General features: G+C 64.1%; 13 protein-coding genes and 1 tRNA gene. All 14 read right to left on the reverse strand.

The window, feature by feature from the left end:
• Window positions 1-92 (reverse strand): GTP-binding protein (locus EV666_RS18480; protein WP_131860583.1); only part of this gene is annotated, 92 nt, incomplete at its 3' end.
• Between the two features lie 57 nt (window positions 93-149).
• Window positions 150-2,222: an elongation factor G gene (gene fusA / locus EV666_RS17040; RefSeq protein ID WP_132010704.1), complete on the reverse strand. Its 2,073-nt coding sequence runs from the start codon at window positions 2,220-2,222 to the stop codon at window positions 150-152.
• Between the two features lie 27 nt (window positions 2,223-2,249).
• Window positions 2,250-2,720, reverse strand: a complete 471-nt coding sequence (gene rpsG / locus EV666_RS17045; protein ID WP_132010706.1) for a 30S ribosomal protein S7 — start codon at window positions 2,718-2,720, stop codon at window positions 2,250-2,252.
• A gap of 103 nt (window positions 2,721-2,823) precedes the next feature.
• Window positions 2,824-3,195: a 30S ribosomal protein S12 gene (gene rpsL / locus EV666_RS17050; RefSeq protein ID WP_132010708.1), complete on the reverse strand. Its 372-nt coding sequence runs from the start codon at window positions 3,193-3,195 to the stop codon at window positions 2,824-2,826.
• A 555-nt stretch (window positions 3,196-3,750) separates the two neighbouring features.
• The gene (gene rpoC, locus EV666_RS17055; RefSeq protein WP_132010710.1) at window positions 3,751-7,962 is read right to left on the reverse strand and encodes a DNA-directed RNA polymerase subunit beta'; all 4,212 of its coding nucleotides are present in this window, start codon (window positions 7,960-7,962) and stop codon (window positions 3,751-3,753) included.
• Between the two features lie 132 nt (window positions 7,963-8,094).
• On the reverse strand, window positions 8,095-12,228 hold the full coding sequence (gene rpoB, locus EV666_RS17060) for a DNA-directed RNA polymerase subunit beta (protein WP_132010712.1): 4,134 nt from the start codon (window positions 12,226-12,228) through the stop codon (window positions 8,095-8,097).
• Between the two features lie 226 nt (window positions 12,229-12,454).
• Window positions 12,455-12,832 (reverse strand): 50S ribosomal protein L7/L12, encoded by a 378-nt coding sequence (rplL, locus tag EV666_RS17065; RefSeq protein WP_132010714.1) that lies wholly within the window; start codon window positions 12,830-12,832, stop codon window positions 12,455-12,457.
• A 48-nt stretch (window positions 12,833-12,880) separates the two neighbouring features.
• Complete coding sequence (rplJ, locus tag EV666_RS17070) at window positions 12,881-13,399, reverse strand: 50S ribosomal protein L10 (RefSeq protein ID WP_132010716.1); 519 nt, start codon at window positions 13,397-13,399, stop codon at window positions 12,881-12,883.
• 484 nt (window positions 13,400-13,883) lie between these two features.
• The gene (rplA, locus tag EV666_RS17075; protein ID WP_132010718.1) at window positions 13,884-14,585 is read right to left on the reverse strand and encodes a 50S ribosomal protein L1; all 702 of its coding nucleotides are present in this window, start codon (window positions 14,583-14,585) and stop codon (window positions 13,884-13,886) included.
• An 11-nt stretch (window positions 14,586-14,596) separates the two neighbouring features.
• Window positions 14,597-15,046 (reverse strand): 50S ribosomal protein L11, encoded by a 450-nt coding sequence (gene rplK, locus EV666_RS17080; protein ID WP_132010720.1) that lies wholly within the window; start codon window positions 15,044-15,046, stop codon window positions 14,597-14,599.
• A gap of 272 nt (window positions 15,047-15,318) precedes the next feature.
• Window positions 15,319-15,849: a transcription termination/antitermination protein NusG gene (nusG, locus tag EV666_RS17085; RefSeq protein WP_132010722.1), complete on the reverse strand. Its 531-nt coding sequence runs from the start codon at window positions 15,847-15,849 to the stop codon at window positions 15,319-15,321.
• A 14-nt stretch (window positions 15,850-15,863) separates the two neighbouring features.
• Window positions 15,864-16,064, reverse strand: coding sequence for a preprotein translocase subunit SecE (gene secE / locus EV666_RS17090; protein ID WP_244642660.1), 201 nt, complete (start codon window positions 16,062-16,064; stop codon window positions 15,864-15,866).
• 219 nt (window positions 16,065-16,283) lie between these two features.
• Window positions 16,284-16,360: transfer RNA gene (locus tag EV666_RS17095), tRNA-Trp, on the reverse strand.
• A gap of 275 nt (window positions 16,361-16,635) precedes the next feature.
• Window positions 16,636-16,914 (reverse strand): elongation factor Tu (locus tag EV666_RS17100; RefSeq protein ID WP_483458298.1); only part of this gene is annotated, 279 nt, incomplete at its 5' end.

Consider the following 16,914-nt stretch of genomic DNA (forward strand, 5'->3'; position numbering starts at 1 on the left):
GCAGCGGTCAGTGACGTCTTGCCGTGGTCAACGTGGCCGATCGTGCCAATGTTGCAGTGCGGCTTCGTCCGCGAAAATTTCTCTTTGGCCATCTTAGGCTCCCTGAAACTCTCAAATTACAAATGGGTTCGCTCAGATCGGGGGAAGGATCAGGCGTATTTCGCCTGAACCTCCTGCGCGACGGCCTGCGGAACCTGTTCATAGTGGTCGAACTGCATGGTGTAGTTCGCCCGCCCCTGGCTGAACGACCGGAGCTGGTTCACGTAACCAAACATGTTGGCCAGCGGGACCATGGCGTTAACGACAACAGCGTTGCCGCGCATGTCCTGACCCTGGATCTGGCCGCGACGGGAGTTCAGGTCGCCAATAACCGAACCCGTATAGTCCTCGGGCGTCACCACCTCGACCTTCATGATCGGCTCGAGGAGCACGGCGCCGCCCTTCTGGAGGGCTTCACGCAGCGCGGCGCGCGAGGCGATTTCGAAGGCCAGGGCCGACGAGTCGACTTCGTGGAAGGCGCCGTCCGTCAGCGTCACCTTGATGTCGACGACCGGGAAGCCGGCGAGAACACCCGACGACAGGACGCTCTGCAGGCCCTTTTCGACGCCCGGGATGTACTCCTTCGGCACCGCGCCGCCGACGATCTTCGACTCGAACTCGAAGCCCTTGCCAGGCTCGTTCGGCTCGACCGTGAACTTGACGCGGGCGAACTGGCCGGTGCCGCCGGTCTGCTTCTTGTGGGTGTAGTCCACATCGACCGCGCGGGTCATCGTCTCGCGATACGCCACCTGCGGAGCGCCGACATTGGCGTCAACCTTGTAGGTGCGGCGCAGGATGTCGACCTTGATGTCGAGGTGCAGCTCGCCCATGCCGCGCAGGATGGTCTGACCCGACTCCTGATCGGTGGACACGCGGAACGACGGATCCTCGGCGGCGAGCTTCGACAGGGCCAGACCCAGCTTCTCCTGGTCAGCCTTCGACTTCGGCTCGATGGCGATGGTGATCACCGGCTCCGGGAACTCCATCTGCTCAAGGATGATCGGCTTCAGCGGATCGCACAGCGTGTCGCCGGTGCGGGTATCCTTGAGGCCGGCCAGCGCGACGATGTCGCCAGCATAGGCTTCCTTGATATCCTCACGGTTGTTCGCGTGCATCAGCAGCATGCGGCCAACGCGTTCCTTCTTGTCGCGGGTCGAATTAGCGACGCTCTGGCCGGACTCCACCTTGCCCGAATACACGCGGCAGAAGGTGATGGTGCCGACGAAGGGGTCGTCCATGATCTTGAACGCGAGCATGGAGAACGGATCCGCGTCCGACGGCTTGCGCGTGGCCGGCTCTTCCGAGTCCGGCAGGATGCCGTCGATGGCTTCACGATCGGACGGAGCCGGCAGGTAGTCGACCACGGCGTCGAGCAGCGGCTGCACGCCCTTGTTCTTGAACGCCGAACCGCACATCACCGGATGGAACGCGCGCTGGGCCACGGCCTTGCGCAGCAGCTTGCGGATCGCATCAGCGTCCGGCTCCACGCCCTCCAGATAAGCCGTCATGGCGTCGTCGTCGAGCTCGACGCAGGCTTCAACAAGCTTGCTGCGGAACTCGGCGGCCTTCTCGGCCAGGTCGGCGGGAATCTCGCCAACCACCGGCGGATGACCAGCGTCGCCATCCCACACCAAGCCCTGCATGGTGATGAGGTCGACAACACCCTGGAAATCGCTCTCGGCGCCGATCGGCAGCTGCAGCGCAACCGGCTTGCCGCCAACGCGGTCAACGATGTCGTCGAGGCAGCGATAGAAGTCAGCGCCGATCTTGTCCATCTTGTTGACGAACACGATGCGCGGCACGTCGTACTTGTCAGCCTGACGCCACACGGTTTCGGTCTGGGGCTCGACGCCCTGGTTGCCGTCCAGCACGCACACGGCGCCGTCGAGCACACGGAGCGAACGCTCCACCTCGATGGTGAAGTCAACGTGGCCGGGGGTGTCGATGATGTTCAGACGCTTGCCGCGCCAGAAACAGGTCGTCGCCGCCGACGTGATGGTGATGCCGCGCTCCTGCTCCTGGGCCATGAAGTCCATCGTGGCGGCGCCGTCATGCGTCTCGCCGATACGGTGGTTCTTGCCCGTGAAGTACAGGATACGCTCGGTCGTCGTCGTCTTGCCAGCATCGATGTGGGCCATAATGCCGAAGTTACGATAGTCTTCGATAGCGTGACTGCGAGCCATTGTCGTGTCTCCGAAACCGTGCGCGCGTTACCAGCGATAGTGCGAGAACGCACGGTTCGCTTCAGCCATACGGTGCGTATCTTCACGCTTCTTGACAGCGTTGCCGCGATTGTTCGACGCATCGAGCAGCTCGGCCGACAGACGGTCCACCATGGTGCGGTCGTTGCGGTTGCGGGCAGCCTGGATCAGCCAGCGGATGGCCAGAGCCTGGCGGCGCTCGGCGCGAACTTCGACCGGCACCTGATAGGTGGCGCCGCCGACGCGACGGGACCGGACCTCGATCGCCGGAGCGACGTTGTCGAGCGCCTGACGGAACACATCGAGCGGATCGGCCTTGGCCTTCGCCTCGATGATGTCGAATGCGCCATAAACGATCGCTTCGGCGGCCGATTTCTTGCCGTCGTACATGATCGAGTTCATGAACTTGGTGACAACCACGTCATGGAACTTGGCGTCGGGAATGATCTCACGCTTTTCAGCGCTGTGACGACGGGACATTGTCGGACCCTTGCATAACTTCGGCGCCACAACCCACCGGCCGGCGGCGCATCAATTCAACTGACCAGGTCGCGGGCGCGGTACGCCCTGCGACGCATCAGACTTACTTCGGACGCTTCGCGCCGTACTTCGAACGACGCTGCTTGCGGTTCTTGACGCCCTGGGTGTCGAGAACGCCGCGCAGGATGTGATAGCGCACGCCCGGAAGGTCCTTCACGCGACCGCCGCGGATCATGACGACCGAGTGCTCCTGCAGGTTGTGCCCCTCACCCGGAATGTAACCAATGACCTCGAAGCCATTGGTCAGACGAACCTTGGCGACCTTACGCAGAGCCGAGTTCGGCTTCTTCGGGGTCGTGGTGTAAACGCGGGTGCACACGCCGCGCTTCTGCGGGCAGGCCTGCAGCGCGGGAACCTTGTCGCGAGCCTTCTGCGCGACACGCGGCTTGCGAATGAGCTGACTGATCGTCGGCATCGAGTTCTCTCTTCCGAACGCCGCCGGTTTCCCGCACGGCCATTATAATTCCGGCGCTGCGCGCGGCTGAACCACAGCGCTTCACCGCCAATGCCCCAGGCTGTATCGCCGGCCCCGCGTGGCGCGCAACCAAAACGAATTCGCGCCTTCGACCTTTCAAGGCCTCCGGCGCTGCCATTGCAGAGGATCACGCCCAGATTGGCGGGATCTTGCCCCAGGAATGACATCTGACTTGCGTCAGGGGGTGCTTGATGGACAGCGTTTAGGCGGCTGCATCGGGGCATGTCGCCCTGATTCAAAATGACCTACGGCCTGTCGAGTGGCGTCCTTCTACCCAACGAGTCGGGTTTCGTCAACCGCCATCGGGGTTTGCAGCGCCTCGCGCGGCGGTTAATTATTCGTTAACCACCTGTCCCGCCGCCATCGTCACGCCGGGGCCAGCACGGCGCGTTCGGGACGCGCTTCTCATGCCTCCGCCGCCCCCTCGCCTCCCCAAAAAAATAGGGCCGCCCGGAGGCGACCCCATCATGTTCTGTTGTCCGCCGGCTCCGGCGATCATTCCGCCGCCGGCAGCGCGCCAGTCGGCGGAACCGCTGGCGTCGGGGCCGGGCGACGGTGCTGGGCCAGGATCAGATCGTCGCGCCTGGTGGCGATCTCGCGCAACGCCGCGGCGACCGATCCGGTGCCGGCCGGGATCAGCGAGCCAACGATCACGTTCTCCTTCAGGCCTTCCAGGTTGTCGGACTTGCCGTTGACCGCCGCCTCGGTGAGAACGCGGGTAGTCTCCTGGAACGACGCCGCCGAGATGAACGAGCGGGTCTGCAGCGACGCCTTGGTGATGCCGAGCAGCACCGGGTTGCCCTGGGCCGGCTGCTTCTTCTCTTCGATGAGCGCCTGATTGGCCTCATTGAGATCGAAGCGGTCCACCTGCTCGCCGGTGAGGAACTCGGAATCGCCTGGATCGGTGATCTCAACCTTCTGCAGCATCTGGCGAACGATCACCTCGATGTGCTTGTCGTTGATGGTCACGCCCTGCAGACGGTAGACCTCCTGGATCTCGTTGACGAGATAGGCGGCCAGCTCCTCCACGCCCTTGATGGCGAGGATGTCGTGCGGCGCCGGGTTGCCGTCGACGATGAAGTCGCCGACTTCCACCACGTCGCCATCCTGAAGGTGAATGTGCTTGCCCTTCGGGATCAGGTACTCGACCGCGTCGGAACCGTCATGCGGCTCCAGCGTCAGGCGACGCTTGTTCTTGTAGTCGCGGCCGAAGCGGACGGTGCCCGACTTCTCGGCGATGATGGCGGCTTCCTTCGGACGCCGCGCCTCGAACAGCTCCGCCACGCGCGGCAGACCGCCCGTGATGTCGCGGGTCTTGGCGCTGTCCATTGGGATACGCGCCAGCACGTCGCCAGCCTTGACCGTCGCGCCAGGATCGACCGCGATGATTGCGTCGACCGACAGCAGCGAACGGGCGTCGCTGCCGCGCTGCAGCTTGGCGATCTTGCCATTCTGCATGATCACGATCGCCGGCTTCAGGTCGGCGGTGCGGGCGCTGCCGCGCCAGTCGATGACCATGCGCTTGGCGATGCCGGTCGACTCGTCCACCGTCTCCGTCAGCGAGGCGCCCTCGACCAGGTCCTCGTACGCCACCACGCCGTCGACCTCGGTGAGGACCGGACGGGTATACGGGTCCCAGTCAGCGATCCGCTGGCCGCGCTTCACCGTATCGCCGTCATCAACCTTCAGGCGCGCGCCATACTGCACGCGGTGCGCGGCGCGTTCGACGCCGTCCGGCCCCATGATGACGATCGAGATGTTGCGCGCCAGGGCAACCAGCTCGCCCTCGGAGTTGCGCGCCACATGACGGTTGCGGATCTTGACCGTGCCCTCAAAATTGGTCTCGAGGAACGAATGGTCGGCGATCTGCGCCGCGCCGCCGATGTGGAAGGTGCGCATGGTCAGCTGGGTGCCCGGCTCGCCGATCGACTGCGCGGCGATGACGCCGACAGCCTCACCCATGTTGACCGTCTCGCCACGGGCCAGGTCGCGGCCGTAGCAGGTGGCGCACACGCCGTTCTTCGACTGGCAGGTCAGAACCGAACGGATCTTCACCTGCTGGACGTTGGCGGCGTTGATCGGGTCGATGTGCTTCTCTTCGACCATCTCGCCCTTGGCGACGATGACATTGCCTTCAGCGTCGAAGACGTCCTCCGCCACCGTGCGGCCAAGCACGCGGGAAACCAGCGACGCCACGATCTGACCGGAGTCAATGATGGCGCGCATGGTGATGCCGCTCTCGGTGCCGCAATCCGGCTCGCGGATCACCGCGTCCTGGGCGACGTCCACCAGACGGCGGGTCAGGTAGCCCGAGTTGGCGGTCTTCAACGCGGTGTCCGCGAGGCCCTTGCGGGCGCCGTGGGTCGAGTTGAAGTACTCGAGAACGTCCAGACCTTCCTTGAAGTTCGAAACAATCGCGCTCTCGATGATCTCACCCGACGGCTTGGCCATCAGGCCGCGCATGGCGCCGAGCTGCTTCATCTGGGCCGGCGAGCCACGGGCGCCGGAGTGCGCCATCATATAGATGGAGTTCACCGGCAGGTCGCGGCCGTTGGCGTCCTTCTTGACGGTCGAGATGCCGACCATCATTTCGGCGGCCAGCTTGTCCGAGCACTTGGCCCAGGCGTCGACCACCTTGTTGTACTTTTCGCCCTGGGTGATCAGGCCGTCCTGGTACTGCTGCTCGTAGTCCTTCACGAGCGCGCGGGTGGCGTCGACGATCTCCCACTTGTTCGGCGGCACGACCATGTCGTCCTTGCCGAAGGAAATGCCGGCGCGGCAGGCGTGCGCAAAGCCCAGCGCCATGATGCGATCGCAGAAGATCACCGATTCCTTCTGGCCGCAGACGCGGTAGACGAGGTCGATGAGACCCTGGATCTCCTTCTTGGTCATGAGCTTGTTCACGACGTCGAAGGGCAGGCGCGGATGCGAGGGGATGACGCGCGACAGGATCACGCGGCCAGGCGTGGTGTCATAGGTGCGCGTGGTCTGCTCGCCATTCTCGTCGAGGCCGGTCCAGCGATACTTGATCTTGCTGTGCAGCGTCACGACCCGGCTGGCGATGGCGTGCTCAAGCTCGCCGAACTCACCATAAACGCCCTGCATGGGGTTGCGCGTATTACCGGCCTTGTACTCGCCCGGCTCGCCATCGGCGATCATCGACAGGTAATACAGACCCAGCACGATGTCCTGGGACGGCACAATGATCGGCGCGCCGTTGGCCGGATGCAGGATGTTATTGGTCGACATCATCAGCACGCGCGCTTCCAGCTGCGCTTCGAGCGACAGCGGAACGTGCACGGCCATCTGGTCGCCGTCGAAGTCGGCGTTGAACGCGGCGCAGACCAGCGGATGCAGCTGGATCGCCTTGCCCTCGATCAGCACCGGCTCAAAGGCCTGAATGCCAAGGCGGTGCAGGGTCGGGGCGCGGTTCAGCATCACCGGATGTTCGCGGATGACCTCGTCGAGAATATCCCAGACCTCCGGCTTCTCCTTCTCCACCAGCTTCTTGGCCTGCTTCACGGTGGAAGCGTGGCCCTTGGCGTCAAGGCGCGCGTAGATGAACGGCTTGAACAGCTCAAGCGCCATCTTCTTCGGCAGGCCGCACTGGTGCAGCTTCATCTCCGGACCGACGACGATAACCGAACGGCCGGAATAGTCGACGCGCTTGCCGAGCAGGTTCTGACGGAACCGGCCCTGCTTGCCCTTCAGCATGTCGGCGAGCGACTTCAGCGGCCGCTTGTTGGCGCCAGTGATGACGCGGCCGCGACGGCCGTTGTCGAACAGGGCGTCAACCGACTCCTGCAACATGCGCTTCTCGTTCCGGATGATGATGTCCGGAGCGCGCAGCTCGATCAGCCGCTTCAGGCGGTTGTTGCGGTTGATGACGCGACGGTACAGGTCGTTCAGGTCCGAAGTGGCGAAGCGACCGCCATCCAGCGGAACCAGCGGACGCAGATCCGGCGGGATCACCGGCACGACCGTCAGGATCATCCACTCAGGCTTGTTGCCGGAGAGCTGGAAGGCCTCAATGATCTTGAGACGTTTCATCAGCTTTTTCGGCTTCAGCTCTGAAGTCGTTGTGGAAATTTCCTCGCGGATGTCGGCGGCGATCTTGTCCAGATCCATGTCGCGCAACATGTCGCGGATGGCTTCCGCGCCAATCTTGGCGGTGAAGCTGTCCTCGCCATACTCGTCCTGGGCGCGCAGATAGTCGTCCTCGGACAGCAGCTGGCGGTCCTTGAGCGGCGTGATGCCAGCGTCAAGCACGACATACGACTCGAAGTACAGGATGCGCTCAAGATCCTTGAGCGTCATGTCCAGCAGCAGGCCGATGCGCGACGGCAGCGACTTCAGGAACCAGATGTGCGCGACCGGAGCGGCCAGCTCGATGTGACCCATGCGCTCGCGACGGACGCGCGCCAGCGTCACCTCGACGCCGCACTTTTCGCAGATCACGCCCTTGTACTTCATGCGCTTGTACTTGCCGCACAGGCACTCGTAGTCCTTGATCGGGCCAAAAATGCGCGCGCAGAACAGGCCGTCGCGTTCAGGCTTGAACGTGCGATAGTTGATGGTTTCCGGCTTCTTGATCTCGCCGAACGACCACGAAAGGATCTTTTCAGGGCTGGCGATCGAGATCTTGATCTTGTCGAACGTCTGCGCCGGCGCCTGGGTGTTGAAGAGATTCATGACCTCTTGATTCATCACCAACTCCTTGAATTCATCCAGAAGGACGGCAGGATCGCCGGAGCCCTTCCCCGGAAGCCGGGACCATGCGTCCGCGGGCTTCCCTTCTGACCGGCGCCCCGGAAAACCGGGGCGCGCGCTGACGCAAACTTATTCGGCGGCCTCGGACGGCGGCAGCTCATCCTGGTTGTTGGCTTCAAGCAGCTTGCTGTCCTGAAGTTCAACATTAAGGCCCAGCGACCGCATTTCCTTGACGAGCACGTTGAAGCTCTCGGGGATGCCGGCCTCAAAGGTGTCGTCGCCCCGGACGATCGCCTCGTAGACCTTGGTGCGGCCGGCCACGTCGTCCGACTTGACCGTGAGCATCTCCTGTAGCGTGTAGGCGGCGCCATAAGCTTCCAGAGCCCACACCTCCATCTCGCCGAAGCGCTGGCCGCCAAACTGCGCCTTGCCGCCCAGCGGCTGCTGGGTCACCAGGCTGTAGGGGCCGATGGAGCGGGCGTGGATCTTGTCGTCCACCAGATGGTGCAGCTTCAGGATATAGATGTAGCCAACGGTCACCTGCCGGTCGAACGGCTCGCCCGTGCGGCCGTCATAGACGGTCGACTGGCCGGTGCGATTGACGCCCGCCTTCTCCAGCATCGCTTCGATGTCGCTCTCGCGGGCGCCGTCGAACACCGGCGTCGCCATCGGCACGCCGCGCCGCAGGTTCTCGCCCAGCTCGACCAGCTCGTCGCGATCGAGATCATTGATGATCTCGTTGCCCTCGTACACGTCCAGCAGCTTGCCGCGCAGCGCCTGCTCCTCGCCGTCCCGCATGTAAGCGTCCACGGCCGCGCCGATCTGCTTGCCAAGACCGGCCGCAGCCCAGCCCAGGTGCGTCTCGAGAATCTGGCCGACGTTCATGCGGCTCGGCACGCCCAGCGGGTTCAGCACCACGTCGACGTGGGTGCCGTCCGCAAGGAACGGCATGTCCTCGATCGGCAGGATGCGCGACACGACGCCCTTGTTGCCGTGACGACCGGCCATCTTGTCGCCCGGCTGGATCTTGCGCTTCACGGCGATGAAGACCTTGACCATCTTCATCACGCCAGGAAGCAGCTCGTCGCCGCGCTGCACCTTCTCGACCTTGTCAAGGAAGCGCTGCTCAAGACGCTTCTTCGACTCGTCGTACTGCTTCCGCATCGCCTCGATCTCGCTCATGAGCTGATCGTTGGCGACAGCGAACTGCCACCACTGCGAGCGCGGGTGCTCCTCGAGAACAGCGCGGCTGATCTCAACGTCCTTCTTCGCGCCCTTGGGGCCGGCGATGGCGACCTGGCCGATCAGCGCCTCGGAGAGACGGGCGAACACGTTGCGATCGAGGATCGCCTGCTCGTCGTCCCGGTCCTTGGCCAGACGTTCGATCTCCTCGCGCTCGATGGCCTGGGCGCGTTCGTCCTTGTCGACGCCGTGGCGGTTGAACACGCGCACTTCGACGATGGTGCCGGTGACGCCCGGGGGCACGCGCAGCGAGGTGTCGCGCACATCCGAAGCCTTCTCGCCGAAAATGGCGCGCAACAGCTTCTCTTCCGGCGTCATCGGGCTTTCGCCCTTCGGCGTGATCTTGCCGACGAGGATGTCGCCCGCATGAACCTCGGCGCCGACATAGACGATGCCGGCTTCGTCGAGGTTCTTCAGCGTCTCTTCCGAAACGTTCGGAATGTCGCGGGTGATCTCCTCCGGGCCCAGCTTGGTGTCGCGGGCCATCACCTCGAATTCTTCCAGATGGATCGAGGTGAACACGTCGTCGCGCACGATGCGCTCGGACAGCAGGATGGAGTCCTCGAAGTTGTAGCCGTTCCACGGCATGAACGCGACGAGGCAGTTGCGGCCCAGCGCCAGCTCGCCGAGATCCGTCGACGGACCGTCGGCAATGATGTCGCCCTTGCGCACGAAGTCGCCCACCTTGACCAGCGGACGCTGGTTGATGCAGGTGTTCTGGTTAGAACGCTGGAACTTCATCAGCCGGTAGATATCGACGCCCGAGCGGGTCGGATCGAGATGCTCCGTGGCGCGCACGACGATACGGGTGGCGTCAACCTGGTCGACGATGCCGGTGCGGCGCGCGGCGATGGCGGCGCCGGAATCCCGGGCGACCACGGCCTCCATGCCCGTGCCGACGAACGGCGCGTCGGCCTTGACCAGCGGCACCGCCTGGCGCTGCATGTTCGAGCCCATCAGCGCGCGGTTGGCGTCGTCGTTCTCAAGGAACGGGATCAGCGCCGCGGCGACCGACACCAGCTGCTTCGGCGACACGTCCATGAAGTCAACGCGGTCCGGCGGCAACACCACCACGTCGCCCGCGTGACGGCACACCACCAGCTCTTCGCTCAGCTTGCCGCCCTCGTCCACGGCGGCGTTGGCCTGGGCGACGTTGTACTTCGCCTCCTCCATCGCCGACAGATAGACCACGTCGTCGGTGACGACGCCGTTGCGCACGGCGCGGTAAGGCGCCTCGATGAAGCCGTACTTGTTCACCCGGGCGAAGGTCGCCAGCGAGTTGATCAGGCCGATGTTCGGACCTTCCGGCGTCTCGATCGGGCAGATGCGGCCGTAGTGCGTCGTGTGGACGTCGCGCACTTCGAAGCCTGCGCGCTCACGCGTCAGACCACCGGGGCCAAGCGCCGAAAGACGACGTTTGTGAGTAACTTCCGACAGCGGGTTCGTCTGGTCCATGAACTGCGACAGCTGCGAGGAGCCGAAGAACTCGCGCACGGCGGCGGCGGCCGGCTTGGCGTTGATCAGGTCCTGCGGCATCACGGTGTCGATGTCGACCGAGGACATGCGCTCCTTGATGGCGCGCTCCATGCGCAGCAGACCCAGGCGGTACTGGTTCTCCATCAGCTCACCGACCGAGCGCACGCGGCGGTTGCCGAGGTGGTCGATGTCGTCCACCTCGCCCTTGCCGTCACGCAGGTCAACCAGCGCCTTGACCACCGCCAGCATGTCTTCCTTGCGCAGGGTGCGCACGGTGTCGGGGCAGTCGAGATCGAGACGCATGTTCATCTTGACGCGGCCGACGGCGGACAGGTCGTAGCGCTCGGCGTCAAAGAACAGCGAATGGAACATCGCCTCGGCCGCCTCGAGAGTCGGCGGCTCGCCCGGACGCATGACGCGATAGATGTCGAACAGCGCCTCCTCACGGGCGTTGTTCTTGTCGATCGCCAGGGTGTTGCGGATGTAGGGCCCCACGGTGACGTGGTCGATGTCGAGCACCGGCAGTTCATCGAAGCCGGCTTCTTCAAGCTGCGCCAGCAGCTTCTCGCTCAACTCGTCGCCGGCTTCCGCGAAGATCTCGCCCGTCAGCGGATTGACCAGGTCCTCGGCCACGTACTGGCCAACCACGTCCTCATCCGGCACGCGCAGGAACTTCAGCCCCTTCTCGGCCAGCTGGCGGGCGGAGCGGACGGTCAGCTTGCGGCCGGCCTCGATCACGACTTCGCCGGTCTCGGCGTCGATGACGTCGACGTTGGCCTTGAAGCCCTTCATGCGCTCGGGATCGAACGGCGCGCGCCAGCCGTGCTTGTCCTTGGCGTACATGATCTGGCGGTAGAAGGTCGAGAGGATGCCCTCGCCGTCCAGCCCCAGGGCGTACAGCAGCGACGTCACCGGAATCTTGCGGCGACGGTCGATGCGCGCGTAGACGATGTCCTTGGCGTCGAACTCGATGTCCAGCCAGGAGCCGCGATAGGGGATGATGCGGGCGGCGAACAGCAGCTTGCCCGACGAATGGGTCTTGCCCTTGTCGTGGTCGAAGAACACGCCCGGCGAACGGTGCATCTGCGAGACGATGACGCGCTCGGTGCCGTTGACGATGAAGGTGCCGTTGTCGGTCATGAGCGGGATATCGCCCATGTAGACGTCCTGCTCCTTGATGTCCTTGACGGACTTGGCGCCGGTGTCCTCGTCGATATCAAACACGATCAGACGCAGGGTGACCTTGAGGGGCGCGGCGAAGGTCAGGCCGCGCTGCCGGCACTCGTCCACGTCGTATTTCGGCGCTTCGAAGGTGTACTTGACGAACTCCAGCAGCGACGCGCCGGAAAAATCGCCGATCGGAAAGACCGAGCGGAAAACGGCCTCGAGCCCTTCGTCGGGACGGCCGCCTTCTGGCTCTTCAACCAACAGAAACTGGTCATAGGACGCCTTCTGAACCTCAATGAGGTTCGGCATCTCCGCGACTTCGTTGATCTTGCCGAAGAACTTGCGGAGACGTTTCCTGCTGGTGTTGGTCTGAGCCATGTGGTCCCTCGCCATTCAGACGACCATGGCGGTCAGCAGCGCGCCAGCGGCGCGGAACGACCTGTCCAGGGTGCGCGGCGCCGTCTGGCGCCAGAAACTGTCAGGGCGGCGTCGCCGCCCGCCGTGTCCGGCCCGATGCCGGAGACGGGTCGACGGTCCCGGAGGAATCCCTCCGGGACCGTCTTTTCAAAAGATCGCGCGACCGCAGCGGCGGTCACAGGCCGGATCAGGTGAGATCGACCTTGGCGCCAGCCTTCTCGAGCTGTTCCTTGATCTTGTTGGCTTCGTCCTTCGCGACGCCTTCCTTGACGGTCTTCGGAGCGCCTTCGACCAGGTCCTTGGCTTCCTTCAGACCGAGGCCGGTGATGGCGCGGACTTCCTTGATGACCTCGATCTTCTTGTCGCCAGCCGAAGCCAGGACAACGTTGAACTCGGTCTTCTCTTCAGCGGCGGCGGCGCCAGCGCCAGCGGCCGGAGCAGCAGCAACGGCCACAGCCGCAGCAGCGGAAACGCCCCACTTCTCTTCGAGAAGCTTGGCCAGCTCAGCGGCCTCGAGAACGGTCAGAGCCGACAGGTCGTCGACGAGTTTAGCCAGATCAGCCATGATTAACTTTCCTGAATATGTTCGAACTTTGACAGGGTCTTGACGACCTCAAGCCGCTTCGTTCTTGTTGGCATAGGCCCCAAACACGCGCGCCAGCTTGGCGGCGGGCGCGGTCGAGAGCTGCGCGATCTTGGTTGCCGGGGCCTGGACAAGGCCGACCAGCTTGGCGCGCAGTTCGTCGAGCGACGGCAGCGAGGCAAGAGCCTTCACACCGTCAGCATTGAGGGAGGTGGCGCCCATCGCGCCGCCGAGAACAACGAACTTGTCGTTGGTCTTGGCGAACTCGACAGCCACCTTCGGCGCCGCAACCGGGTCATCGCTGTAAGCCAGCAATGTCGGCCCCTTCAGAAGGGGAGCGATGGAAGCGACGTCCTTGCCTTCGAGAGCGATCTTGGCGATGCGGTTCTTCGCGACCTTCACGGTGGCGCCCGCCTGCTTCATCTCCTTGCGGAGCTTCTGCATGCTGGCGACCGAAAGGCCCGAATAGTGGGCCACGACCACAACGCCCGTGTTCGCGAACACGTCGTTGAGAGACGCGACGAGCTCAGCTTTTGCTGCTCTGTCCACTTGGCTCTCTCCGGTTGGCGAATGGAATGGTCCATTTCGCCGGCTGCACATGTCGCCCGACGCCCGACCCTTTCGGGATGCGGACACTACAGGCGACGCTCGCAAGCCCTGTCCCCAGCACGCCTCCTTGCGGGATGCGCCTGGCGCTCGAGGTTCGAACCGTTTTACGCTGGCTGATGCTGCCGGGGCAGCTAAACTCCAGAATTCGCGGTCAGACCCGTCTGTGCTGGCATCGGATGATATTAAGCCGCCCGGTTGCCCGTTTGGCGCCTCGCAGTCTCGGACAGGACATATGGCCAGCCCGGCAGAACCTGCGCCCTGCCGTTCCAGCCACAACCACCCTTGCGGGCGGATTTATGGAAACGTCGGGGCGAATCCGCACGCCGACGTTTCATTGTCATGGGGGACAGATAGTCTTTCCAACGCCATTTGCCAATAGGTCAATCGCCCTGCTGGCATGCGCCGGAAGCTGTCCTCCCGCCGCTTACGCTGCGGCGGTGACGCTGCCGAGCTCGACGCGCAGGCCGGGGCCCATGGTCGAGGAAACGGCGACGCGCTGGATATACGTGCCCTTGGCGCCGGTCGGCCTGGCCTTGGCAACCGCGTCAACGAAGGCGCGGATGTTCTCGACCAGCTTGCCGTCGTCGAACGAAACCTTGCCAACGCCAGCGTGGATAATGCCGGCCTTCTCGACGCGGAACTCGACAGCGCCGCCCTTGGCCGCGCCGACAGCGCCAGCCACGTCCATGGTCACCGTGCCGACGCGCGGGTTCGGCATCAGGCCGCGCGGGCCGAGCACCTTGCCGAGACGACCCACCAGACCCATCATGTCCGGCGTGGCGATGCAGCGGTCAAAGTTGATGTTGCCGCCCTGGATCTGCTCCAGCAGGTCCTCGGCGCCAACAATGTCCGCGCCAGCGGCCTTGGCTTCGTCAGCCTTGGCGCCGCGGGCGAACACCGCCACGCGCACGGTGCGGCCAGAGCCGTTCGGCAGGTTGCAGACGCCGCGAACCATCTGGTCGGCGTGACGGGGATCAACGCCAAGGTTCATGGCGATCTCGACCGTCTCGTCGAACTTGGCGGTGGCGCGGGCCTTGAGCAGCTTCACGGCGTCTTCGACGCCATAGATGGCGTTGCGGTCGAGACCTTCGCGGGAAGCGGCGACGCGCTTGGAAATACGGGCCATGCTATCCTCCCTCAGGCGACGACTTCGATGCCCATGGACCGGGCCGAGCCACGGATCATGGAAACAGCGGCTTCAACGGTGTCGCAGTTGAGATCGACCATCTTCTTCTCGGCGATCTCGCGCACCTGCGCCTCGGTCACCCTGGCGACGCTCGCGCCCTTGCCCGGGGTCTTCGAGCCGGAGGCCGGCTTCTTGCCCAGCTTCAGGTTGGCGGCCTTCTTGAGGAAGAACGTAACCGGCGGCTGCTTCATCTCGAAGCTGAAGGAGCGATCCGCATAGGCGGTGATGATCACCGGGATCGGGGTGCCCTTCTCCATCTGCCCGGTCTTCGCGTTGAAGGCCTTGCAGAACTCCATGATGTTCAGGCCGCGCTGACCGAGCGCGGGACCAATCGGCGGCGAGGGATTCGCGGCGCCAGCCGGAACCTCAAGCTTGATGTAGCCAACAATTTTCTTTGCCATGGACTGCTCCAGAAAAAAGACTCCCGGCCCGCCTGGATCTGGTTTCAGTCCGGCGACCGGGTTCTGCGCAGACCGCGGTGCGACGCGTTTCTCCGGCTGGCGACCGGCGCGACTCCCACGGCGTTTGATGAAGCGCGTTCGTTAATGGCCAAACGCGATTCTGTCAACGGTGAGTCACGACCCAGACCGCAACTCACCTGCGCGGGCCAACGCGCATGAAAACGCCGCGCTCCAGGCGGGCGCGGCGAAAACCCGGGGCCAGGCCCTGAAGATCAGACCTTGTCGACCTGGCCGAACTCCAGATCCACCGGCGTGGCGCGACCAAAGATCGACACCGCCACCTTGAGGCGGGCCCGGGCCTCGTCCACTTCCTCGACGACGCCGTTGAAGGAGGCAAAGGGGCCGTCCGACACGCGCACCGTCTCGCCAACCTCGAAGCTGACGGAGGGCTTGGGACGCTCGACGCCGTCAGCCACCTGGCCCTTGATGCGCTCGGCCTCACGCTCGGAGATCGGCATCGGCTTCTGGTCCTGCCCCAGGAAACCGGTGACCTTCGGCGTGTTCTTGATCAGGTGGTAGACCTCATCAGTCAGGTCGCACTTCACCAGCACATAGCCAGGGAAGAACTTGCGCTCCGTGTCGACCTTGCGGCCGCGACGCACCTCCACGACCTTCTCGGTCGGCACCAGCACTTCCTCGAACTTCTCTTCGAGATTGCGCTGCTGCGCCTGGTCGCGAATGGACTGCGCCACCTTGTTCTCAAAATTGGAGTAGGCGTGCACGATGTACCAGCGCATGGCCATGTCCTGCCTCCCCTTCAGCGCCCGATGCCGATGATCAGACTCACGGCGAACCGGATAACCTGATCTGCGGCGACGAAGAAGATGGCGGCGATGATCACCATCACAAACACCATGGCCGTGGTGATCAGCGTCTCCCTGCGGGTCGGCCAGGTGACCTTGGAGGCCTCCTTGCCAACCTGCTGGATGAATTCAACCGGGCTTGTCTTCGCCATCATCTGCCGGCGTCGCCTGCGCGACCCGCTCCTCGCTGCGTGAGAATCCTGCCCGCGCCGGGCGGGGAATCCGGAGTCGACATAGGGACGATCTGCAGCGCCTGCGTCAAGCCCCCTCAGGACCCTGAGCGGGCGCGCAGCGTCCCCGACCATCAACGTTGCGCCAGAATGTCTGCTGATTCCGACCCGCCGACTGGACAGCCTGCCAACGTTATTCACCGCTGGCAGGAGTGGAGGGACTCGAACCCCCAACCCCCGGTTTTGGAGACCGGTGCTCTAGCCAGTTGAGCTACACTCCTAGCGGCGGGAAACGTGCGTCGCACGTCTTGTGGCCGCTACATGCACCAATGCGCGGCGGCTTGCAAGGGCTCCGCCGGCCGCAAACGCCGCCAACCGGAGTTTTCCCCACAAGGTCGCGGTTCGCCCGCTCCCTCCGGTTTCCCGGGCAGCAGAACCCATGCCTGGAATCAAAGACGGCGCCGTCCCGAGACGGCGCCGCCATGGCCCTGATGACCTGCCAACGGGATAACCGGCCGGCGAGCCGGCGATCACCCGATGCGATTACCCGATGCGATTACTCGATGATCGAGGAGACGACGCCGGCGCCGACGGTGCGGCCGCCTTCACGGATGGCGAAGCGCAGCTTCTCTTCCATGGCGATCGGCGCGATCAGCGTCACTTCCATGGCGATGTTGTCGCCAGGCATCACCATCTCGGTGCCTTCGGGAAGGCTCACCACGCCCGTCACGTCCGTCGTACGGAAGTAGAACTGCGGACGGTAGTTGGTGAAGAACGGCGTGTGGCGGCCGCCCTCTTCCTTCGTCAGGATGTAGGCTTCGGCCTTGAACTTCGT

Source organism: Camelimonas lactis (assembly GCF_004342915.1).
Lineage (GTDB): Bacteria > Pseudomonadota > Alphaproteobacteria > Rhizobiales > Beijerinckiaceae > Camelimonas > Camelimonas lactis.